Below are 20,029 nucleotides of genomic sequence, written 5' to 3' on the forward strand. Positions count from 1 at the left end.
ACCATGGCCTCTACAGGTTGAGCCCGGAGAACATGACCCGGCCGGGATCATACTTCTGCCGTACGGCGCTCAGCTGGGACAGATTCGGCCCGAAGTACCGCGACGCAGGCTGGTTGGGCTCCAGATAATTCACGTAGCCGCCTACCGAATACGGTTGCACCGCTTGGTGTGCCGTGTTGAGCCAGCCGGCCGCCGCCGATGGGTCACCCGAAGTTTCGACATACCACTGCACCAGCGCGGACTGTCGGCGCCAGGGAAAGGCGGTTGCCCCCGGTGCCACGCTGGCCATGGCGCCGTCCAGCGCGTGCATGATGGCCAGCATGCGGCCCGCGCCACGGGGAAAGGCGTCGACCGCGGCGGCGATCCCCTTTGCGACGGCGGCGTTGACGGTGGGGAAGACATCAGAACCGCCGACATATCCGAGCGGCGACGGGTTGAGGTTCCCGACGGCCAGATACTTCACCAGGTCCATGTAGTCGAAAGTATGGTTCTCGGTGCCGGTTGGTTGTAGTCCGACAGCCGAAATGATCGCGGCCGCAACGCTATTCCCCGACCCGGCCGGGCTGGTCGCAAGAATCCGGCAATGTGTACCCGTCGGTTCGACGGTGGCGTCCGCCAGTGCCCAGCTGTTTCGGTCGGCGGTACGCAGCCAGTTCTGCCAACCGACCAGCACCTGTGCGAAAGACTGCGGCGGAAAGTTGAGGTTGACCACGTCGAGGTTCTTGGTGGCGAACGTGGCAAAGGTCAGCGAGGTTGTCACCCCGAAATTACCGCCGCCCCCGCCGCGCAACGCCCAGAACAGATCGGGGTTGCTGGCGGCTGACGCGGTGACCGCCTGGCCGCCGGGCAGCACCACCGATGCCGACGTCAACTGGTCGCAGAGCAGGCCCGCGTGACGGGAATTGGCCCCCATTCCACCGCCCAGGGCATGCCCTGCGGAGCCGACCGACGGGCAGGTCCCGGTCGGGATGCCCCGGCCGGCTCCGGCCAGCGCCTCATGCATCGCGTACAAACTCGTCGCGGGAGTCACCGTGACCTGGCCGCTGCCGGCGTCGAAATTGATGCCACCCGGCGACTGACGCAGGTCGAGCACCATGGTTCCGTTGGCGGTGGACGCCCCTGTATAGGAGTGGCCTCCACTGCGCGGCGCGACCTTGAGATTGTGGGCACTGGCGAATGCCATGGCCTTTTGCACGTCGGCAGTCGAGGTCGGAGTGACGATCGCGGCCGGCGTCGAGTTGTTGTAATTGGTGTTGAAAACTTGTTTGGCCGTTGCGAATTGGGGCCCATCCGGGAGCAACACCTTCCCGCCGAGGGCGGAAGAAAGGCCTTCCCAGCCAGAGGCGTTAGGAGCGGCCGTGGCACGCACCGGGCCGAAGACCGCGCCGGCGGCCAACGCTCCGGCGGCACCCCGCAGAAACGTCTGACGCGAAAACTCATGCGCCAACGTCGCGCTCCTGTGCAGTGACGGTCGCGAGCGCGGCGCAGCCGGGCGCTGCGGGCCGGCACCATCCCGCGTTTTGCGTCATGTCCCGCATTGTTAGCTATGGGAGGACGACTTCCCCGGTTGCCATGTCGCGCGATACTTAACCGTGGCCGAACCTTTACCGTTGGCGGGCAGACGGTTTTCGGGCGTGGCCTCAGCCGGCGCCCTTGCCGTTGTCAACCCGGTAGACGGCACCGTGAACGGCCGCGGCGTCGTCGCTCGCAAGAAATGCGATCACGTTGGCGACATCACCGGGCTGCATCATGCCGCGCGGTGCGGCCGAACGCATGATCAGATCGTAGTTGGGATGCTCTGGGGCGCTGAACTGTTCGATCTGCGGTGTGAGCATCCCGCCGGGGCATACTGCGTTGACGCGCAAGCGATCCGCCGTGTACTCCACGGCCAGCGCACGGGTCAACCCGATCAACCCGTGTTTGGCCGCGCAGTATCCGGCCGAATACGCCTGGCCCTCGACGCCGGCGATGGAGGCGACGTTGACGATATTGCCGCCGCGGGCCAGCAGGTGCGGCAACGCGGCGCGGCACAGGTAGAACGGGCCGCTCAGATTGGTGGCGAGGTCGTCGGTCCAGTCCTCGTCGCTCATCAGCTCGGTTCGGCGCATCTGGTGCCGCCCGGCGATGTTGATCAGCACATCGAGTCCACCGAACCTTGCGACGCACTGCTCGACAGCACCGCTGCAGGCTTGCGCCGAGACCACATCCACCGATGCATAGGCACCACCCTCGACGTCGGCGAACACCGCGGCGAGCCGATCGGCGTCTCGTGCGATGCCGAAGACCGTCGCGCCCCGGTGGGACAGCAGGCGTGCCGTCTCCGCGCCCAGACCCGACGAGGCGCCTGTCACCAGCGCGATCTTGTCCCTCAAAGCTGTCAATGTCTGCCTTCCGACCTCAGCCGTCGCTCTCTAGATGCGTTGTGCCGCAAAGGTATCAGATGCCTACGTATCTCCGTTTGACGCATGTCAATAGTTGCACCCGGTGGACGGGCCCAAGCGGCCTTGTCTCGAGCGACGGCCTCTGTGAGTCGACGTTGCGGCGCTCGGCCCGAGTGGTTCGACAAACCAGCTACGGCGACGCAACTACGGGCGTAACGTAACGGCTGCTATGGGGGCCCATGACTTGCGTCGTCCGCACAGCCGGCTACTGCGCCCGTCCAGACATCCGTGGCCTGCGTTCCACGGATGACTTTGGGTATCCCCTGTGGGACGTACAGGCACACGAGTCTGCGCGGCGCGGAGTCGGGCTTTGCGCGCTGGATTGCTGCTGCCGATGCGTCCAATGATCGAGGTCGCTCTGACGGGAGGACGACGTGACGTCCAAGAGGCGAGATGAGTCGCCAGACGGCAGGGTTGTTCAGGAGAAGGATCCTCCGCCAGTCGGCCATCACGGTATGCCCCAGCCGGCAGACGAGGCCTGGACCTCGCAGTTGGCTGACGAACTGAGCGTCATCGACGAGGTGCTGGGAGCCGGCGGCTCGCAGCGGGTCGGCAGATTCCGATTTTTCCTCGAAGGCCAGCGCTGGGAATGGTCAGACGCGGTGGCGCGCATGCACGGCTACGAAAGTAGCGAAGCGGTACAGCCCACAACTGAGCTCCTGTTGCGACACAAGCATCCCGACGACCGGCACCAAGTGGCGGCTGCCTTGGAACGAGTGCTGCGGGGCGAACCGTTCAGCAGCCGGCACCGCATCATCGACACCGCCGGACACACCCGCACGGTGGTAGTGGTCGGCGACTCCTTACTCGACAAAACCGGGACGGTCGTCGGCACTACCGGGTTCTACGTCGACGTCACCGAGGCAGTGCAATCCGACATCACCGCCGTGCTCTCCGAGGCGGCGACCGCCCGGGCCCGTATCGAACAGGCCAAGGGCGTACTGATGGCCGCGTATGGGATATCGGCCGAGCGTGCCTTCGACATCCTGGTTTGGCGCTCCCAGGAAACCAACTCCAAGCTGCGCGACCTGGCCACCCGCTTCCTGGCCGCCATCAAAGAGAAAGCACCGCCCGAACGGCTGGCCTACATCGACCACGCCCTGCTCACCGCTTAGCAAGCGGACGCACGCGTCCGGTGGGCTACGACTTCGTCAGCTCGACATACCGCGCGACGTGTTGATCCGTCGTCCCGAACTCGTACTGAATTGCGGTGAGCCGCTTGAAGTAATGGCCGATCGCCAGCTCCTCGGTCATCCCCATCCCGCCGTGCAGCTGCACGGCTTGCTGGCCGATGAACCGCGCCGCCCGGCCGACGGTCGCCTTGGCAACCGATACCGCGCGAGCCCGGAGAGCGTCGTCGGCGTCCAGGTTGAGGATTGCGAGATAGACCGCGGCGACAGATTGTTCGAGTTCCATATACATGTCGACCATGCGGTGTTGCAGCACCTGAAACCGGCCGATCGGCTGCCCGAACTGCTGGCGCTGCTTGCAGTATTCGACGGTGTCCGCCAAGACTTTTCGCATGCAGCCAACTGCCTCGGAGCAGATCGCCGCGGCGCCCTCGTCTCGCGCCCGAGCCAAAGATGGCCATGCTTTGCCCGCATCGCCGAGCAAGGCGTGCGATGGCAGCCAAAGATCATTGAACTCGATGTCGGCCGCACGCCGGTCGTCGATGGTTCGATACGGGTGTGTCTCGATACCAGTGGCGCCAACCTCGGTGAGAAACAACGAGATTCCGTCTGCGCCGGGGGTGCGTGCGGTAACCAGAAGATGGGTGGCGAGCGGCGCACCCATAGCCATGATCTTGGAGCCATTCAATGCCCAGCCGTCACCGTCGGGTTGGGCCACCGTCGACACGTCCTGCCAACGATCACCCGAATTCGCCTCCGCAGCAGCCAACGCCACAATTGCATTTCCCGCAATGATCTCCTCCAGCACCGATGTCGCGGCCGGCCCACCGGCGCGGCGCAACAACCCGCCGGCAACCACGACCGCGTCGACATACGGTTCGATCGCAAGTGCGTGGCCGAGCGCCTCGGTGATAACCATGAGTTCGACTGGGCCGCCGCCGATTCCGCCGACATCTTCGGGAAACGAGGCGCCCAGAATGCCCAGCTCGGCCGCGAAGCCGCGCCAGATATCAGGTTGCCAGCCGGCACCGGTCTTCGCGGCCGCGCGGCTCGTCTCGAGGTTGTATCGTGCGGCGAGAAACCTTGCCAGCCCGTCCCGCAGCAGTTGCTGCTCATCGGTCAGATTGAAGTCCATTTACAGTCCCAGCGCCGCCTTGGCAAGGATGTTTCGCTGAATCTCATTGCTGCCCGCGTAAATTGAGCCAGCCCGGTCGTTGAAATACCGAAGCGGCGCTACCGCCTGCCACGGCTCGCCGGACAGGTATCCGTCGGCAGGCGGCTGGAATTCGGCGATCGGGCCGCCGGGCATCGTCGCGTGGGGCTGGTAGGCGCGGGCGCGTGGTCCGGCCGCCTCCAGCGCGAGTTCGGTGAGCACCTGACTGAGTTCGGTGCCCAGGATCTTGAGCATCGACGACGACGCGCCGGGGTTGCGGCCCTCGGCCACCGCGGCCAGCACCCGGTACTCGAGAACCTCTAACACCTCCGCCTTGATACGGGCGTCCGCCAGTTTGCGCATGAAGGCTTGGTCGTCGGCCAGCCGTCCGCCGCCCGGTCCGGGTTGGCCTTTTGCCGCCGCACCAATCTCCTCGGCCCGTACTTGCAGGGCCGGCGCTACCGCGCCGCCACCGCGCTCGAACTCCAACAAATACTTCGCCACCGTCCAGCCGCTGTCGATTTCGCCGACGACATTGGCTTTGGGCACCCGTACTTCGTCGAAGAACACCTGGTTCTGAATCTGTTCACCCGAGGTCATGACCAGCGGGCGAATCGACACACCGGGCGAGGTCATGTCTATCAACACGAATGTGATGCCTTGCTGTTTCTTTTGCATGCGGGAGGTGCGTACCAGCGCAAACATCCAATTCGCCTCGGCGGCATGGGTGGTCCAGATCTTGCTGCCGGTACATACCAGATCGTCGCCGTCCGCTACGGCAGCCATCGACAGCGCCGCCAAATCCGACCCGGCCTCGGGCTCGGAGTATCCCTGGCAAAAGAAGACCTCGCCGGTCAGGATGCGGGGCAAGAAGTAGTCTTTCTGCGCGTCGGTGCCATACGCGATGATCGCGTGCGCGACCATCCGAATTCCCATGGGAGACAACGCCGGAGCGCCTGCGAGTGCCGATTCGCGACTGAAGATGTAGTGCTGCGTCAGGGTCCAGTCACAACCGCCGTATTCAACCGGCCACGCCGGCGCCGCCCAGCCGCGTTCGTGCAGAACTGCCTGCCACGCCATGCTCGCGTCGTGGTCGGCGTAGACGCTGGTCATCAGACGGCCCGCTCGGCGCAGATCGGGGGTCAGCTTCTGGTCAAGAAAACGCCGGACCTCGTCCCGGAATGCCCGGTCAGCCTCTGACCATTGCAGATCCATGTATGTCCCGGCGGTGAAGTCGTATCAGGTCCGGTGAGTCTAGCTCTCACTGAACCGGTTGTAGCTGTGGGTTCGCCTGCACCGGCAGCGTCAGTCGACGACCCGGTACTCGACGTCGAGTGAGCGGTAGGTGCGCTCCGCCCGGCGGTCACGCGTGAGCAGGATCCGGCGATGGGTCAATGCGGCCTTGCCGACAAGAGCGTCATAGACCGATCCGCCGAGGATATTGTCGACGGCGAGTTGCTCGAATAGGCGGTCTGTCGCCGTTGCATCGAGCCAACACTTTGTCGGGAATGCCTCCATCAGCACCGCGGCCGCTTGGGTAGCAGTCAGACGCAGCGGAATCGGTAGCCGAGTCAGCACCGAATACGTCTCGAACATCGCATGGCCTGCGAGTGCCGGGCGAAATTGGACGAGTGCTCGTCGGCACGCCGAGTGGGCTTCGTGGGTCGGATCGAGAGCAGCGACAGCAACGCTGGTGTCGCATGCCCAACGGTCACCTTTGGACGTCATCGCGAAGTCGGCGGACGTCATCATCCGTCAGCACGGCACCCTCGATGCTGCCGAGTATCGGAAGCCCGTCTCGTGTCTCGATCGACCGTTGTCGCCGCTGCACGGGCTCGATTCGTAAACCGGAGCCGTCCGGAATCAATTCGAGTTGCGTGTCCGGTGTGATGCCCAGTGCTACGCGCAGCGCCTTGGGAATGACTAGCCGCCCCAGCCGATCCACCGTCACCTGCATGGCACCAAATTACCATCCAATTGGCAAAATGGTAGCTGGCTGACATGAACGACGTCGCGCCTGTTCAAAAGGCCCAGCTTCCCTGCGGGGAGAGAACCCAGCCGTGTCGTTGGTCGTCGTTCGTCAGCTCACAGGCCGTCTCGAAGTGTCCGCGCCGCACCTCTGCAGCGGTCCGTCGGTATAACTCGGACAGCCGGCAACGCGTCGCCACGCGCTAGTGTGCTTCGGTCGGCCTCAACAACCAGCCGACGGAACGGTAGAGGAATCATGACCGCAGCAGCAGAGGCATCGGCGATCGAATCGCGGGTCGGCCACTACTACCGGATGGCGGACACCTACGAGGTCGGCCGCGAGAAAGTGCGCGAATACGCCCGTGCAGTCCAGGACTATCACCCTGCGCATTGGGATGTCGCCGCCGCTGCCGAGCTGGGTTATTCGGGCCTGGTGGCGCCGCTGACGTTCACATCGGTCCCAGGCATGGCGTGCAATCGGCGGATGTTCGAAGAGGTGGTCGTTGGTTACGACACCTACGTGCAGACCGAGGAAGTTTTCGAGCAGCACCGCCCGATCGTGGCGGGCGACGACCTGCTGGTCGACGTCGAATTGACATCGGTACGCAGGATCGCCGGAAGAGACCTGATCACCGTGACCAATACCTTCACCGACACCGCCGGCGAGCGGGTGCACACCCTGCACACCACCGTCGTCGGCCTCACCACCGAGGATGTCGATCCTGCGGTCAAGGCCGCCGTGCACAGGGCGATGATGCACGATTTCAACGTCCTCGATATTGAGGAGTCCCATTCCGCCTACCAGAAAACGGTGCGGCCTGAGGGTGAGGTTCGGATCTCCGAGGGCGGCACGACCCGCACGCCGGGGAGTAGGTCTTTCGACGACGTGAAGGTCGGCGACGAGCTACCGGTGCATCATGCCCGGCTGTCCCGTGGCGACCTGGTCAACTATGCGGGGGTGGCCGGCGACGCCAACCCGATCCACTGGGACGAGAACCTTGCCAAGCTGGCCGGGCTGCCCGACATGATCGCCCACGGAATGCTCACCATGGGTTTGGGCGCCGGATTCGCCTCCGCATGGTCGGGCGACCCCGGTGCCGTTACCCGCTACGCGGTACGGCTGTCCGCGCCGGCGATCGTATCGGCCGCAGAGGGCGCAGACATCGAATTCAGCGGCCGGATCAAGTCCCTGGACCCGGCCACCCGCAGCGGTGTCGTCATCGTCGGCGCGAAATCCGGCGGCCGAAAGATCTTCGGCCTGGCGACGTTGCACGTCCGCTTCCGCTGAGCAGACGCAAAAGCCCCCAATTTCGTTGTGGATCGGGGGCTTTCGCGTTTGCTCGTCAGGCTGGTGCTACCTCGCCTGCACGAGCTGATTTCCGTCCGCGTCGAAGAGTTCCTTGGACCAGCGGTCGAGGACCTCGGTGCTGTCCCAGTCGTCGGGGTGGAATCCCGGGCGGGTGTAGGAGGCGATGCGACGACGAGTCTCGGCGCTCAGCAACGGCGATTTGCGGAAATCGTTGAGGCTTCGCAGCAGCCGTCGGGGATTGTAAGACGCGCGGTCGCGGGCCATCGACCGGAGCGTCTGGAAGACCACCTCGGCCAAAAAGATCACCGTGGCAATCCGCATGGCCCGCACCCGGCTGCGCTCGGTTCCGCCGACCGCTTGGAAAACATCGAAGGCCACCGCTTTGTGCTCACACTCTTCGAAGGCGTGCCACAGCAGGATCGGGCGCACGTCCGATCGGCCGAGCAGCTCCAGCATCTCGTCGTCGGTGAGCAGGAGCTCCGCCAGCGTCGCCGTGTAGTGCTCCAGGGCCGCGGTGCCGGCCAGGGCCATCTCGGTGGAGAACATCTTTTCCAGCTTGGCGAGCAACCACGCGACGTGGCGGTCGATCCGCGCGGTGGGATAACCCATCTCCAGGAGCCGGTCGTTGAGCATCCGGTGCTGATGGCGATGGGTGGCCTCCTGAGCGATAAATCCCTTGACCGCATCCTGCAGTTCCGGGTCGGTCACCTGGTCGCGATAGTTGCGCACGGACCGGATGAACAAGTCCTCACCCTCCGGAAACACCGCGGACAGCACCGCGAGGAAGTGGCTCATCACCAGGTCGTCGCCGCAGAAATGCTTCCGGCTGCCCGTGGGAAGCGTGAACTGAACCCGGCGGGCTTTCAGAGCAGGGCGTTTGGCCGGCGATGCGCTGGACATAGCGGTCTCCTGTCGGTAGAAACTTACATCTGACTTTACGCCTAGTCAGATAGGAATGACAGACTGTAGCCCGTGAGTCCGGCGCGGATTTATGGCGGCATGACAGCTGAGCAGCGCGAGGCGGGACGTCGAGCACGTCTCATTGATACGGCGATCGAGCTGATGGGCACCCGGGGCGCCGCCGACACCACGGTCACCGCGGTCTGCGCGACGTCCGGGGTGACCTCGCGCTACTTCTACCAGCACTTTGCTGACCGCGACGCGCTGCTGCGCGCCGTCGCCGAGCAACTCCGCACCACCATGCAAGGCGCCATCGTGGCGGCTATCCCCGAAGGTAACCTCGCACCCGATGCGCTGGCGCAAGCCCCGATCCGCGCGATGCTGACCATGATCCACAACGACCCGCGGCTGGCCCGGATACTGTTCGTGGAATCCGGCACCGAACCCACTTTGCGCCAACTCCGCAGCGAGCTGATGGCGAGCTTCGCCGACCTCGTCTGGCAACAGGCCCGGCTGCACCTGGACATCTCCGATTCCGCGGTCGAGGTCGGCCAACTCGCCGCAATCCTGGGTGTCGGCGGAGTGTTCGAAGTGCTGCGCCGCTGGGCCGACGGCGAACTCGACTACCACCCTGATCAACTGGTTGAGCACTGCGCCGGGTTGTTGGGCAGCCTCGCCGGCTACGTTCTGGCGGACCGCGCCGCCGAATAGCTGGTCCCGTAGTTCGATACGCCGCCTGTCGAACTCGAGGTCGCCGATTACGCTCAACACCAGAGACCAGCCGCCGGCTGAATCTCAGATCGCAAAGTCTCCGGACTTACCGGTGCAGTTCAGAATGTGAAGTAGGACATGCAGGTGAGCGAACCGGATCTGGTCGGCGCTAAGCGGGTGTCGGCAGTGGCGATTTGGGAGCTCTCCGGGGATGTGCTTGGTGTGCTTCCGCGGCACCGGCATAGCTTGTCACGTGATGCGGTGCGCTCCTCGCAGGAGGCCCGGTTGCGGGTGGCCACCGTGGAGGTCGTGGCAGAACGCGGCTACAGCGGGGCCAGTGTGCGCCAGATCGCCGCGCGGGCGGGAATTTCGACGAAGACGTTCTACGAGCTGTATCCCGACAAAGAGAGCGCTTTTCTGGCGACCTATTCGGCGGTCGACCTCCTCGTGTATCGGATGCGGGTGGCTGCCGCTGCAGCTCAGAGCGCGAAGGCAGTGATTGGAGCCGGGCTGACCACTTACCTGGCAACGCTGGCCGCCAATCCGGCTTTCACGCAGAGTCTGGTGGTGGAGGCGGTGGCCTCCACCGACCGGATCCGAGAGCGTAGATCACGCGGTTTGGCGGATTTTGCGGCGGTGCTGGTGGAAGGACTGCGCCGGGTACGCGGTCCGGAAGGGCCGGATCCGGCATCGACCTCGATGGACCGTGCGCTGATCATTGCTGGACTCGGCGGGGTCAATGAGCTTGTGGTGCAACATCTCGGATCGGCGCCGGCGTCGAGCTTGCTTGACATCACTGCGCCAGCGCAGGCGGTGCTGGAACGCGTCGTGCTCACCGTTGAAGAACGCCAGCAGCCGCTCGGCAAACCCTAGCAACGGCATCGCCGCGGCGCACTCAACGACCCATCGGCGGCTGGCGGTCGTCGGGAGGGGCATGCTAACGTCCCCCCAATTGAGAAGACGGTCGTTTTCTGATCTCAGTTCACCCGCTTGTGAGGAGTTCGTTGTGGCATACGCCCCCGCCCCCGCCGCCAGCCGCAGCTCCGTGCTGGCCGAAGTCGATTCGGACGCTGCCCGCCCGCAGGTCTCCGCCGGGAGGCTCGAAGACCCGCTCGGTGAAGGTACATTCGGCCGCTGGGTAGTCGCTCATCCTCTGGTATTGCTGTACGCCAACGTGCCAGCGCTGATCATGCCGACGCTGCACCCCAAGATCGCCCATGTCCTCAGCGAAAAGGACCGTGCACTGAGCGGCAGCGAGGACCTTCCCACACTGCAAGCCGCCAGCCGACGGCTGCTGAGCACCTACGAGATGGTGATGGGCATTGTGTTCGCCGGCCCCGAAAGCGACGACGTCGCACACGGACTACACGAACTGCATCGCCCGGTGGCGGGTTCAATGCCGGACGGCAGCGCCTACCACGCGTGGAACAAGGACATGTGGAACTGGACCTGGGGTTCCATACTCAAGGGCGGGATCGACATCGCCGACCAGTTCGGCTTGCTGCGCAATGACGCTGAGCTTGAGGACGCCTATCGCGGTCTCAACGAGCTGGGACGCCGGTTCGGTGTGCGCAGCCTGCCCGACACCTACCCCGAGTTCTGCGCCTACTGGCAGCCCATCGTCGACGACACGCTCCAAGTCAACCCACAGGTCCGGTTTATCGTCGAGCACGCTCTCCGACCGCCGAAACCGCGCGGATGGGACCGGGTCCCCATGCCGGTGTGGCGGCTGGTGTCGCTGCCGCTGACACGCACCATCCGGGTCGGCGTGCTGGCGGGTGTTCCGCAGAAATTCCACGCCGACATGGGATTACGAACGACGTTCGTCGACCGCGTCGAACGCCGTGCCCACAGTCTTTTCTGGCGCGCCGTGCCACGGCCCGTCACTGGCCGTTTCGGCCCCACCTACTTTGCCCTTCGCCGGCGCTTCGGCCAGCCGGGCTGGCGAACCCACTACTCCCGTGCCCAGCTGGCGGCCAACCGCCCCGCCGCCGACGAAGCCCGCCTCGCCGCCCAGGCGGGTTGATCGGCACAGACAACCCGGTGGACATTCTCGTCGCCGAAATCCGATAGCCACGACATCAGGAGAACGTCTGTGGGCCACTACAAGAGCAACCTCCGGGACCTGGAGTTCAACCTGTTCGAGGTGCTCGGGATCGGTGAAGTCCTGCAGACCGGCGACTACGGAGATCTGCGCGAAGACGTCGCCCGCGCCATCCTTGACGAGGTGCGTCGTCTGACTGAGGGACCCTACGCCGAGTCGTTCGCCGAGGCCGACCGCAACCCGCCGACTTTTGATCCCCGCACCCATGAGGTGACTTTGCCCGAGTCGTTGAAAACCTCACTGCGCACCGCTTTCGAAGGCGGCTGGGACCGGCTTGGCTTGCGACCTGAGGTCGGCGGCACACCTGCACCGAAGGCGCTGTACTGGGCGATGGTGGAAATGTTTTTGGGGTCTAATCCGGCCGCGCATGTGTACTGGGCCGGCGCAACCTTCGCCAACATTTTGTTCGGTCTTGGCACTGAGGAACAACAGAAGTGGGCAACCCTCGCCGCCGAACGCCATTGGGGCGCAACGATGGTGCTCACCGAACCTGACGCAGGCTCAGATGTCGGCGCCGCGCGAACCAAGGCGGTCAGGCAAGCCGACGGGTCGTGGCATATTGACGGCGTCAAACGGTTCATCACTTCAGGCGATTCCGGCGATCTGTATGAGAACATCTTTCACCTGGTGCTGGCGCGCCCAGACGGAGCCGGACCAGGCACCAAGGGGTTGAGCTTATTCTTCGTCCCCAAGTTTCACTTCGATACCCAAACCGGTGATCTCGGCGAACGCAACGGCGTGTTCGCCACCAACCTCGAACACAAGATGGGTCTGAAAGGCTCGGCCACCTGCGAGCTGACGTTCGGCGGCCACGGGATCCCAGCGGTGGGATGGCTGGTCGGTGAGGTGCATCAAGGCATCGCGCAGATGTTCGACGTGATCGAGTACGCGCGAATGTTGGTGGGCACCAAGGCGATCGCCACGCTGTCCACCGGTTACCTCAATGCGCGCGAGTACGCAAGGACCCGCATCCAAGGGTCGGATATCACCCAGATGACTGACAAGACCGCGGCCAAGGTCACCATCATGCATCACCCCGACGTGCGGCGGTCATTGATGATGCAGAAGGCCTATACCGAGGGTCTGCGTGCGGTCTACCTCTACACCGCCGCCCACCAGAATCACGATGTGGCGCAATTGGTTTCGGGCGCCGATCAGGACCTTGCGTTCCGCGTGAACGACCTCCTGCTCCCGGTGGTCAAGGGTGTCGGCTCCGAACGCGCCTATCAATGCCTCGCCGAGTCGTTGCAGGTGCTCGGGGGATCGGGTTATCTGCAGGACTATCCGATCGAGCAGTACATCCGAGACGCCAAGATCGACTCTCTGTATGAGGGCACCACCGCCATTCAGGCCCAAGACTTCTTCTTCCGCAAGATTGCCCGCGATAAGGGCGTCGCACTGGCGCATTTGGCGACACAGGTCCAAAAATTCATCGACAAGCCGCCCAACGGCTGCCTTGACCCCGAACGAACCCTTTTGGGCGCCGCCCTGGCCGATGTGCAGGCCATGACCGCCGCGCTGACCGGCTACCTGATGGGCGCGGCGGCGCAGCCGACCGAACTCTACAAAGTGGGCCTGGGCTCCGTGCGGTTCCTGCTCGCCTTCGGCGACCTGCTCATCGGCTGGCAACTGCTGCGGCAGGCCGACGTCGCGATCGCCGCCCTCGCAGCCGACCCAACCCGTTCCGATGCGGCGTTCTATGAGGGCAAGGTCACGGTCGCGAAGTTCTTCTCCCGCAATGTTTTACCGCAGCTGACCGCCTTGCGCCACACCCTGACCACTCTGGACAACGACATCATGGAACTCACCGAGTCAGGATTCTAAGGATCCGCGACGGTGACATTGACGCTTTCGGGGTCGCGGTCAGCTGAATGCATCGCGGCGGGAGAAGCTGCCCAGGCCGATCGGCGTGCCGTCGCGCATGGTCATTGCCGAAGGTCGCGAACGGCCTGCGTTGCCGCTGGGGTCACCGGATCCAGAATGTCATCGAAATCGTGATGCTTTTTGACGTACTTGGCGACATAGGGGCACACCGCGACGATGCGCTTGCCGTCCGCGCGGGTGTCGCTCAATGCCGCCGCCACCAGGGTCGCGGCCAGGCCGCGGTCGGAGAACTCGGGGCTGGTCTCGGTGTGGTAGAAGATCCGCTGACCGTTGGTGTCGACATAGGCGGCAAACCCGGCGCTATCCCCATCGATCGTGATCTCGTAACGTTGCGACTCGACCGCGTTGTGGACCACCCGCGCACCGGGCGGCTCGGGACCATCAGGTGACATACCAAACCAGTATGCCCGCAGCGGTGGTGCAGCTGCACACATACGCCCGAGCTGTACCCAAGGATGGAAAGGTGGTGTCGTGTCCGGCATGCAATTCGGGATTTTCACCGTCGGCGATGTGACCCCGGACCCGACCACCGGGGTGCTACCCACCGAAACCGAGCGCATCCGGGCAACCGTGGCGATCGCCAAGAAAGTCGAAGAGGTCGGTTTGGACGTCTTCGCCACCGGCGAGCACCACAATCCCCCATTCACCCCGTCATCACCGACGACATTGCTGGGGTACATCGCCGGACAAACCGAGCGGATCATTCTGTCCACCTCGACCACGCTGATCACCACCAACGATCCGGTCAAGATCGCCGAAGACTTCAGCGTTCTGCAGCACCTGTCCGGTGGCCGCGTCGACGTGATGCTCGGTCGCGGCAACACCGGGCCGGTGTACCCCTGGTTCGGTCAAGACATCCGAGCGGCGCTGCCGTTGACGGTCGAGCACTACGGCCTGTTGCGCCGGCTCTGGCGTGAGGAGGTGGTGGACTGGGAAGGCAAATTCCGTACTCCCCTGCAGGGTTTCACGCTCGCCCCGCGTCCACTGGACAATGTGTCGCCCTTCGTCTGGCACGGGTCGATCCGAACCCCGGAAATCGCTGAACTGGCCGCGTACTACGGTGACGGTTTTTTCGCCAACCACATCTTCTGGCCGTCCTCGCACACCGCCCGGATGGTGCAGCTGTACCGGCAACGGTTCGAACATTACGGTCACGGCAGCGCCTCCCAGGCGATTGTCGGTTTGGGCGGGCAGCTCTTCATCCGGAAGAACAGCCAGGACGCGATCGCCGAATTCCGGCCGTATTTCGACAACGCCCCGGTATATGGGCACGGGCCTTCGTTGGAGGACTTCATGGCGCAAACCCCGTTGACGGTCGGCTCACCGCAGCAGATCATCGACCGAACCCTGGGGTTTCGCGACTACGCCGGCGACTACCAACGGCAACTGTTTTTGATCGATCACGCGGGCCTGCCGCTCAAGACCGTTCTCGAGCAGCTCGACTTGCTGGGTGAGGACGTGATCCCGGTGCTTCGCAAAGAATTCGCCGCGGTGAGGGCCAGCAACGTGCCCGACGCCCCGACCCACGAGTCCCTGGTGGCATCGGCAGCAGCCGAGTCAGACAAAGGCGACCAACCAGATGAGGAGAGCACGTGACGACCACCCTCGCGATCATCTCCGGAGGACTACGGGAACCGTCTTCCACCCGACTTCTGGCCGATCGGATCGACACCGCCGTGCGCGCCGAACTGGCCGGCTTAAAGGCGCCGGCGACCTCATCGGTGGTCGAACTGCGCCCGATCGGCCGGGCCATCATGGACGCGATGCTGACCGGGTTCCCGCCCAGCGACCTGGAATCAGCGTTCGACATCGTCGCCGAAGCCGACGGTGTCATCGCCGTGACACCGGCATTCAATGCCTCCTACAGCGGATTGTTCAAATCGTTCTTCGACGTCTTGCCCGAAGGGATTTTGTCCGACATGCCGGTGCTGATCGCGGCGACCGGCGGGACCGAGCGTCATTCGCTGGTGCTCGAACACGCGTTGCGGCCGATGTTCTCCTACCTGCACGCCATCGTGTCCCCCACCGGCGTGTACGCAGCCACCGATGACTTCGGCGCCCGGCAAGGAACGGCGCTCAGCGAGCGGATCACCAAGGCGGCCGCCGACTATGCCCGATTGGTGCAATCCTGCGGCTCCCACCAGCGACGCGACCTGTTCGCCGAGGAAGCCGCAACCATGGAACAGCTGCTGGAATCGGCTGGCGGCGCTGGTTCCTGGCGCGATAGAGCCGACGCCGGCACCGTCGAGGACTGAGCTCCCCCAGCAAACGTGGTCTATCGACGCGTGGCGGGAAACTTCAAGCACCGCACGGCCGTCGCGCAAGTCGAGCACCTGGTTGACCCCGGCGACTCCGTTGCGCAGTTGCAGGGAGGTGATCTGATCGCCGTCGTCACCGTCGGTGAGGAAAGCAGTCCGGACTAGGAGTCGAATCAGTTCCGCCGCAACGCAAAGAGAGGATCACACAGATGGGGCAACTAAACAGGCTTGAAGGCAAGCGGGCGCTGGTGACCGGTGGCGGTCGCGGAATCGGCGCGGCTATCGTGCGTCGGCTCGCGGCCGAGGGGGCAGCGGTGGCCGTCAATTATGTGTCCAACGCTGCTTCCGCGGAGGCTCTGGTGAGGGAGTTGCGCGACGCCGGACATCAGGCGTCGGCATTTCAGGCTGATGTTGGCGACCCGGCGCAAACCAGGGAGCTGGTGCAGAAAGTGGTGGCCGAGTTCGGCGGGCTCGACCTGCTGGCCAGCAACGCCGGTGTCGAGCATTTCGGCGCGCTGGACTCTATCACCCAGGCCGATTTCGATCGTGTTTTCCAAATCAACGTCGCCGGCCAGCTCTTCGCCACCCAAGCTGCGGTCGCCGCGATGTCTGAGGGTGGGCGGATCACGCTGACCGCCTCGATAAGCGCCCGCATCTCGGTCTACCAGCACACCCTCTACGGGGCGGCCAAGGCCGCGGTGTCGGCCATGGCGCGCAACCTCGCACCCGAACTCGCTGAACGGGGTATCGCCATCAACGCCATCGCGCCCGGGGGCACCCACACCGACATGGCCGCCACCGCCACGGACAGCTATATCCACCCCGCCCTTAGGGAGCAGGACCGCGAGGCGGTGCTCAAATCGAAGAACGCGTTGGGCCGATGGGCCGACCCGCGCGAAATCGCCGCCGCTGTAGCGTTTTTGCTCTCCCCCGACGCCTCCTACATCACCGGCTCCACTCTCGAGGCCGCCGGCGGCTGGATGTAGACCGCCACTGCAGGAAGTGGTGCACCAGCTCGGCGCACCACTTGAGCCGGAGTGGGGATACCGCGGTCCGATTTCATGGCAAACAGTTCGCACTCGTCGTGGACCTCGGTCGAGCGCTCACAAAGCTGAATTGCGGACATGCGAGTGAGGCCGCTACGGCATAGTGGTTCGGTATGTCAGAGGACCGTTCCGAGCCGACCGAGACGCCCTCGGTCAGAAATGCAGAAGAATCGCACCGCTATGAGATCTGCGTCGGCGAAGAACTCGCGGGACTGACCGCATACGTCGATACCGATGGCCAGCGGATCTTCTACCACACCGAGACCAGCCCCGAGTTCTCCGACCGCGGCCTGGCCGCGACCCTGGTGGCGGCGGCATTGAGCGACACCCGCGCGGACGGCAAGCGCATCGTCGCGGTGTGCCCCTATGTCGCCAAGTACGTCAAAAAGCATCACGACTTCGATGACGTCCTCGATCCCGTGACACCCGCGGCGTTGACGGCAGTTCGCGCCCGCCAGGGTTGACGTGATGCCAGGACGAATTTTCATCGATAAGCAAACACCGCTGGTTTACAAAGCACTTGTCACCACGGCAACCGAGTTGCAGGCGCAGGCGAAAGCGGCCGGTTTGTCGCGCACCACAATGGAATTGGTCAATATCCGGGTCTCTCAGCTCAACCGGTGCGTCTACTGTCTCGATCTGCACACACATCTGGCGCTGGAGGCCGGTGAAGCGCCGCAGCGCCTGGCCGTTCTACCTGGCTGGAGAGAAACCGAGTTCTTCAGCGGCCTCGAGCGGGCGGCACTCGAACTCGCCGAGGCGGTCACATTGGTCGCCGAGCATCACCTCAGCGACGAGCAATACACCCGAGCCAGAATGCATCTCACCGACGAGCAGGTGTCGGTGCTGCTGTGGGGTGCGATCACGATCAACGCATTCAACCGGGTCTCCATCCTCAGCAGGCACCCAGTACCGCGTCGGCCCGCGGCCGCACCGGCCGCTACATGAGGCCGAGTTGCTGCATGAACGCCAGCCGGTCCCAGAAGATGCTCACCTCCGAGATCTGCCCCTCGTCGTCAAACACCAGATGCATGGCCGCGCGCAGATCGAATTTCTTGCCGGTCGGTTCGATGGTGCGCCCGCTGGTCGGATCGACGTACGAGCCGGTGAGGGTACCGGTGACGCGTTCCCACGATGCCGCCTCGTTGCCCTCGATCGTCGAGCCTTCCCCGTGAAAGTGCATGTCGGGGAAGGCGTTCCAGAGCATCCCGAAAAACTCGACCATGTCCGGTTTGGTCAATGGCCTGGGGTTCTGCGGCTGGTGCATCACGACGTCGTCGGACATGATCTCGGCGAGCTTGCGCGAATCCAGGGTATTGCCCGCGTCCAGCCAGCGTTGCACGTGGGCCTTGGTAATCGTTACCATCCCTAGTTCTCCTTACTTGCGGTCACTAACCAGCCGGGCAGTGGCACCCATCCGCGCTCTTCGGCAGCGACAGTGGACGATTCGGACCCAACGGGCAGCGCGGTGTTAGTCGCGCACAAGCTCGCCGGGCGGATCTCATCGACATGGAAGTATTTGGACACCAAATCGCGCAGCTCATCCTCGCTGAACTGTGCGGGCAGCGGTTCGGTATACCCGGGGAAGGCGCCGGCCCCGAAGGCCAAAATGTAGAACTTCGCCCCCGCAGTGGCAGCGCGATACATCGACTGCAGGTAATTGTCACGCGCGTCGGCCGGCAGCGCGTGCAGCAGACCGCTGTCGAAAATGGTGGAGAACCGGCCGTCGAAGCCGGTAAGCGAAGAGATATCGGCCTGCACGAACGTGACGTTGGAAAGTCCGCGCTCTTTGGCAGTCGCGGTGGCAATCTCGACCGCCGTCGGCGTCAACTCGACGCCGACCACCCGATAACCGCGCGCGGCCAAGGCCAGCGACAATTCGGCGTAGCCGCAGCCGGCGTCGAGCACCTCGCCGCGAACCGCGCCCTCTCGGTCGATCAACTTGGCCAACTCGGGCTGCGGCTCACCGAGGTTCCATGCCGGGGCCTGCTCTTGGCGGTAAGCCTCGTCCCAATCTATGCGTTCTGTCACGTACCGCTCCTTCCGTTTAAATCCTTGACACCAGCAATCGGTCAATGACGGGCACCGGTGTCGACGTTGCGTGCGGTGGTGCCTGGTCCGTCAAGTCCCCATGCCACGATCCGTCGGGGCACGATCGAGATGATGTCGCCACTCAAGCCGCCCTCGGTGCTGCCGCATCCGGTCAGTCCCGCGGCGATGCCGCGGACTTCGATGCCGCGGGCGTTAGGCGGCTGCACGGAGATCACTTCGTCGACGATGAACGCCACCCGGGGATTGCGGATGACGTTGCGCCACTTTTGGGTTTGTGCGAGCGCGTGTCCGACGATCTCGATGGTCGAGCCGTCGTGACCAAGATGCACAGCGACCGGTCTGATTTGCGGTTCGCCCGATGGCCCGATCGTGCACAGACGCCCGATCGGCTGCTGCCGTAGATACGCCATCTCGGCGGGGGAAAAAATCATGCTCTGTCCTCTGCCGCTTTCAGTCGCTCCCCCAGCCTGGTGAAAGCGCGTCCCATACACGCCAGTTCATCAGGTTCGAGGTTGGCAAGGAACAGTTCGCGCACCGATGCCGCATGTTTGACCGCTGCCCGGCGCAGGGTCTCGTACCCCGTGGCGGTAAGCACGGCCCGGTAGCCACGGCCATCATCTGGGGCTGGTTCGCGCACCACGTGTCCCCGCCTAGCAAGCGAATTGACCTGGTAGGTGATCCTGCTTCGAGAAAAGACCATCGAGTCGGCGAGCTCGTTCATGCGCAGCCGATGCTGCGGCGCCTCCGAGAGCAATACCAGCAGGTGATAGTCGATCAGGGTCAGCCCAGTCCCGGCACGCAGCGCTTCATCGAGCCGCGTTTCCAGGCGGATGCTGGCTTCGATGTACGCACGCCACGCCCGCTGCTCGTCGGGACATAACGCTGCGACCATCAGGGACCTCTCTTTGATTGGGACAGTTCAATGTCATACAATATTTAACTAGTCTGACTAAGGCTATCCGGCCGCCGCCGGAGAGATGTTGTGAGAACTAGACTACCACAGTAGATACATTTAGTATAAATTAAAACTACTTTGGATCTGCACGTTAGAGGGACGGTAACTTCCCGGGCAA

At 64.0% G+C, this 20,029-nt stretch carries 24 protein-coding genes; 12 read left to right on the forward strand and 12 right to left on the reverse strand.

Annotation, left to right across the window (positions count from 1 at the left end):
- Positions 1 to 10 precede the first annotated feature (10 nt).
- Together A5791_RS10265 and A5791_RS10270 are read right to left on the reverse strand one after the other, a co-directional pair.
- Complete coding sequence (locus tag A5791_RS10265; RefSeq protein ID WP_067234940.1) at positions 11 to 1,447, reverse strand: FAD-binding oxidoreductase; 1,437 nt, start codon at positions 1,445 to 1,447, stop codon at positions 11 to 13.
- 193 nt (positions 1,448 to 1,640) lie between these two features.
- Positions 1,641 to 2,381, reverse strand: coding sequence for an SDR family NAD(P)-dependent oxidoreductase (locus A5791_RS10270; protein ID WP_067234943.1), 741 nt, complete (start codon positions 2,379 to 2,381; stop codon positions 1,641 to 1,643).
- Positions 2,382 to 2,896: 515 nt separating this feature from the next.
- Here A5791_RS10270 and A5791_RS10275 point away from each other — a divergent pair.
- Complete coding sequence (locus tag A5791_RS10275) at positions 2,897 to 3,556, forward strand: PAS and ANTAR domain-containing protein (protein ID WP_067234947.1); 660 nt, start codon at positions 2,897 to 2,899, stop codon at positions 3,554 to 3,556.
- A gap of 25 nt (positions 3,557 to 3,581) precedes the next feature.
- Here A5791_RS10275 and A5791_RS10280 read toward each other — a convergent pair whose 3' ends face one another.
- The 4 genes from A5791_RS10280 to A5791_RS10295 all read right to left on the reverse strand — a co-directional run bounded on the left by A5791_RS10280 (position 3,582) and on the right by A5791_RS10295 (position 6,681).
- Positions 3,582 to 4,706 carry an acyl-CoA dehydrogenase family protein gene (locus A5791_RS10280; protein WP_067234952.1) on the reverse strand — a complete coding sequence of 375 codons (1,125 nt, stop codon included), beginning with the start codon at positions 4,704 to 4,706 and terminating at the stop codon, positions 3,582 to 3,584.
- The gene (locus tag A5791_RS10285) at positions 4,707 to 5,939 is read right to left on the reverse strand and encodes an acyl-CoA dehydrogenase family protein (protein ID WP_067234955.1); all 1,233 of its coding nucleotides are present in this window, start codon (positions 5,937 to 5,939) and stop codon (positions 4,707 to 4,709) included.
- Positions 5,940 to 6,029: 90 nt separating this feature from the next.
- Entirely contained in the window at positions 6,030 to 6,476 is a 447-nt protein-coding gene (locus A5791_RS10290; protein WP_369828042.1) for a type II toxin-antitoxin system VapC family toxin, read from the reverse strand.
- Entirely contained in the window at positions 6,436 to 6,681 is a 246-nt protein-coding gene (locus tag A5791_RS10295) for an AbrB/MazE/SpoVT family DNA-binding domain-containing protein (RefSeq protein WP_067234958.1), read from the reverse strand. The genes A5791_RS10290 and A5791_RS10295 overlap by 41 nt, the downstream gene beginning before the upstream one ends.
- A 267-nt stretch (positions 6,682 to 6,948) precedes the next feature.
- Here A5791_RS10295 and A5791_RS10300 point away from each other — a divergent pair, with 267 nt between their 5' ends.
- Positions 6,949 to 7,980 (forward strand): fused (3R)-hydroxyacyl-ACP dehydratase subunits HadA/HadB, encoded by a 1,032-nt coding sequence (locus A5791_RS10300; protein ID WP_067234960.1) that lies wholly within the window; start codon positions 6,949 to 6,951, stop codon positions 7,978 to 7,980.
- 66 nt (positions 7,981 to 8,046) lie between these two features.
- On the opposite strand, the gene A5791_RS10305 is transcribed toward A5791_RS10300, so the two are convergent.
- Complete coding sequence (locus A5791_RS10305; RefSeq protein ID WP_067234963.1) at positions 8,047 to 8,901, reverse strand: metal-dependent hydrolase; 855 nt, start codon at positions 8,899 to 8,901, stop codon at positions 8,047 to 8,049.
- 72 nt (positions 8,902 to 8,973) lie between these two features.
- Between A5791_RS10305 and A5791_RS10310 the strand changes: the two genes are divergently transcribed.
- From A5791_RS10310 to A5791_RS10325, 4 genes are all read left to right on the forward strand, one after another.
- Positions 8,974 to 9,612, forward strand: coding sequence for a TetR/AcrR family transcriptional regulator (locus A5791_RS10310; RefSeq protein ID WP_197504651.1), 639 nt, complete (start codon positions 8,974 to 8,976; stop codon positions 9,610 to 9,612).
- A 144-nt stretch (positions 9,613 to 9,756) separates the two neighbouring features.
- On the forward strand, positions 9,757 to 10,485 hold the full coding sequence (locus A5791_RS10315) for a TetR/AcrR family transcriptional regulator (RefSeq protein ID WP_197504652.1): 729 nt from the start codon (positions 9,757 to 9,759) through the stop codon (positions 10,483 to 10,485).
- A gap of 133 nt (positions 10,486 to 10,618) precedes the next feature.
- The gene (locus A5791_RS10320; protein ID WP_067234970.1) at positions 10,619 to 11,638 is read left to right on the forward strand and encodes an oxygenase MpaB family protein; all 1,020 of its coding nucleotides are present in this window, start codon (positions 10,619 to 10,621) and stop codon (positions 11,636 to 11,638) included.
- Positions 11,639 to 11,707: 69 nt separating this feature from the next.
- Positions 11,708 to 13,540, forward strand: a complete 1,833-nt coding sequence (locus tag A5791_RS10325; RefSeq protein WP_067234972.1) for an acyl-CoA dehydrogenase — start codon at positions 11,708 to 11,710, stop codon at positions 13,538 to 13,540.
- Between the two features lie 101 nt (positions 13,541 to 13,641).
- On the opposite strand, the gene A5791_RS10330 is transcribed toward A5791_RS10325, so the two are convergent.
- A complete protein-coding gene (locus tag A5791_RS10330) occupies positions 13,642 to 13,992 on the reverse strand; it encodes a GNAT family N-acetyltransferase (protein WP_067234974.1) in 351 nt (116 codons plus the stop codon).
- A gap of 88 nt (positions 13,993 to 14,080) precedes the next feature.
- On the opposite strand from A5791_RS10330, the gene A5791_RS10335 reads away from it, so the two are divergent.
- The 6 genes from A5791_RS10335 to A5791_RS10355 all read left to right on the forward strand — a co-directional run bounded on the left by A5791_RS10335 (position 14,081) and on the right by A5791_RS10355 (position 17,852).
- Positions 14,081 to 15,196: an LLM class flavin-dependent oxidoreductase gene (locus A5791_RS10335; protein ID WP_067234978.1), complete on the forward strand. Its 1,116-nt coding sequence runs from the start codon at positions 14,081 to 14,083 to the stop codon at positions 15,194 to 15,196.
- Positions 15,193 to 15,855: a CE1759 family FMN reductase gene (locus tag A5791_RS10340; protein ID WP_082966852.1), complete on the forward strand. Its 663-nt coding sequence runs from the start codon at positions 15,193 to 15,195 to the stop codon at positions 15,853 to 15,855. Before A5791_RS10335 ends, A5791_RS10340 begins: the two co-directional genes overlap by 4 nt.
- Before the next feature lie 30 nt (positions 15,856 to 15,885).
- Positions 15,886 to 16,023: a hypothetical protein gene (locus tag A5791_RS26440; RefSeq protein WP_156661119.1), complete on the forward strand. Its 138-nt coding sequence runs from the start codon at positions 15,886 to 15,888 to the stop codon at positions 16,021 to 16,023.
- A gap of 44 nt (positions 16,024 to 16,067) precedes the next feature.
- Positions 16,068 to 16,844, forward strand: a complete 777-nt coding sequence (locus A5791_RS10345; RefSeq protein ID WP_067234982.1) for an SDR family NAD(P)-dependent oxidoreductase — start codon at positions 16,068 to 16,070, stop codon at positions 16,842 to 16,844.
- A gap of 173 nt (positions 16,845 to 17,017) precedes the next feature.
- Positions 17,018 to 17,368 (forward strand): GNAT family N-acetyltransferase, encoded by a 351-nt coding sequence (locus A5791_RS10350; RefSeq protein WP_067234985.1) that lies wholly within the window; start codon positions 17,018 to 17,020, stop codon positions 17,366 to 17,368.
- Between the two features lie 4 nt (positions 17,369 to 17,372).
- Positions 17,373 to 17,852 (forward strand): carboxymuconolactone decarboxylase family protein, encoded by a 480-nt coding sequence (locus tag A5791_RS10355; RefSeq protein WP_067235275.1) that lies wholly within the window; start codon positions 17,373 to 17,375, stop codon positions 17,850 to 17,852.
- Here A5791_RS10355 and A5791_RS10360 read toward each other — a convergent pair.
- Genes A5791_RS10360 through A5791_RS10375 form a run of 4 tightly spaced genes read right to left on the reverse strand, consistent with a single transcriptional unit; the run spans position 17,845 to position 19,848 of the window.
- On the reverse strand, positions 17,845 to 18,270 hold the full coding sequence (locus tag A5791_RS10360; protein ID WP_067234988.1) for an ester cyclase: 426 nt from the start codon (positions 18,268 to 18,270) through the stop codon (positions 17,845 to 17,847). The genes A5791_RS10355 and A5791_RS10360 overlap by 8 nt on opposite strands.
- 2 nt (positions 18,271 to 18,272) lie before the next feature.
- The gene (locus A5791_RS10365; protein ID WP_156661121.1) at positions 18,273 to 18,935 is read right to left on the reverse strand and encodes a class I SAM-dependent methyltransferase; all 663 of its coding nucleotides are present in this window, start codon (positions 18,933 to 18,935) and stop codon (positions 18,273 to 18,275) included.
- Between the two features lie 41 nt (positions 18,936 to 18,976).
- Positions 18,977 to 19,387, reverse strand: coding sequence for a PPOX class F420-dependent oxidoreductase (locus A5791_RS10370; RefSeq protein ID WP_067234990.1), 411 nt, complete (start codon positions 19,385 to 19,387; stop codon positions 18,977 to 18,979).
- Entirely contained in the window at positions 19,384 to 19,848 is a 465-nt protein-coding gene (locus A5791_RS10375) for a MarR family winged helix-turn-helix transcriptional regulator (RefSeq protein ID WP_067234993.1), read from the reverse strand. The genes A5791_RS10370 and A5791_RS10375 overlap by 4 nt, the downstream gene beginning before the upstream one ends.
- Positions 19,849 to 20,029 lie beyond the last annotated feature (181 nt).

Source organism: Mycobacterium sp. 852002-51163_SCH5372311 (assembly GCF_001667115.1).
Lineage (GTDB): Bacteria > Actinomycetota > Actinomycetes > Mycobacteriales > Mycobacteriaceae > Mycobacterium.

Bases quoted from the DNA above. Each gene is read 5' to 3' on its own strand.
- A5791_RS10335 (WP_067234978.1), top strand. From the start codon at position 14,081: ATGCAATTCGGGATTTTCACCGTCGGCGATGTGACCCCGGACCCGACC.
- A5791_RS10280 (WP_067234952.1), bottom strand. From the start codon at position 4,706: ATGGACTTCAATCTGACCGATGAGCAGCAACTGCTGCGGGACGGGCTG.
- A5791_RS10300 (WP_067234960.1), top strand. From the start codon at position 6,949: ATGACCGCAGCAGCAGAGGCATCGGCGATCGAATCGCGGGTCGGCCAC.
- A5791_RS10330 (WP_067234974.1), bottom strand. From the start codon at position 13,992: ATGTCACCTGATGGTCCCGAGCCGCCCGGTGCGCGGGTGGTCCACAAC.
- A5791_RS10370 (WP_067234990.1), bottom strand. From the start codon at position 19,387: ATGATTTTTTCCCCCGCCGAGATGGCGTATCTACGGCAGCAGCCGATC.
- A5791_RS10275 (WP_067234947.1), top strand. From the start codon at position 2,897: ATGCCCCAGCCGGCAGACGAGGCCTGGACCTCGCAGTTGGCTGACGAA.
- A5791_RS10350 (WP_067234985.1), top strand. From the start codon at position 17,018: ATGTCAGAGGACCGTTCCGAGCCGACCGAGACGCCCTCGGTCAGAAAT.
- A5791_RS10360 (WP_067234988.1), bottom strand. From the start codon at position 18,270: ATGGTAACGATTACCAAGGCCCACGTGCAACGCTGGCTGGACGCGGGC.
- A5791_RS10285 (WP_067234955.1), bottom strand. From the start codon at position 5,939: ATGGATCTGCAATGGTCAGAGGCTGACCGGGCATTCCGGGACGAGGTC.
- A5791_RS10355 (WP_067235275.1), top strand. From the start codon at position 17,373: ATGCCAGGACGAATTTTCATCGATAAGCAAACACCGCTGGTTTACAAA.
- A5791_RS10345 (WP_067234982.1), top strand. From the start codon at position 16,068: ATGGGGCAACTAAACAGGCTTGAAGGCAAGCGGGCGCTGGTGACCGGT.
- A5791_RS10295 (WP_067234958.1), bottom strand. From the start codon at position 6,681: ATGCAGGTGACGGTGGATCGGCTGGGGCGGCTAGTCATTCCCAAGGCG.
- A5791_RS10305 (WP_067234963.1), bottom strand. From the start codon at position 8,901: ATGTCCAGCGCATCGCCGGCCAAACGCCCTGCTCTGAAAGCCCGCCGG.
- A5791_RS10375 (WP_067234993.1), bottom strand. From the start codon at position 19,848: ATGGTCGCAGCGTTATGTCCCGACGAGCAGCGGGCGTGGCGTGCGTAC.
- A5791_RS10290 (WP_369828042.1), bottom strand. From the start codon at position 6,476: ATGATGACGTCCGCCGACTTCGCGATGACGTCCAAAGGTGACCGTTGG.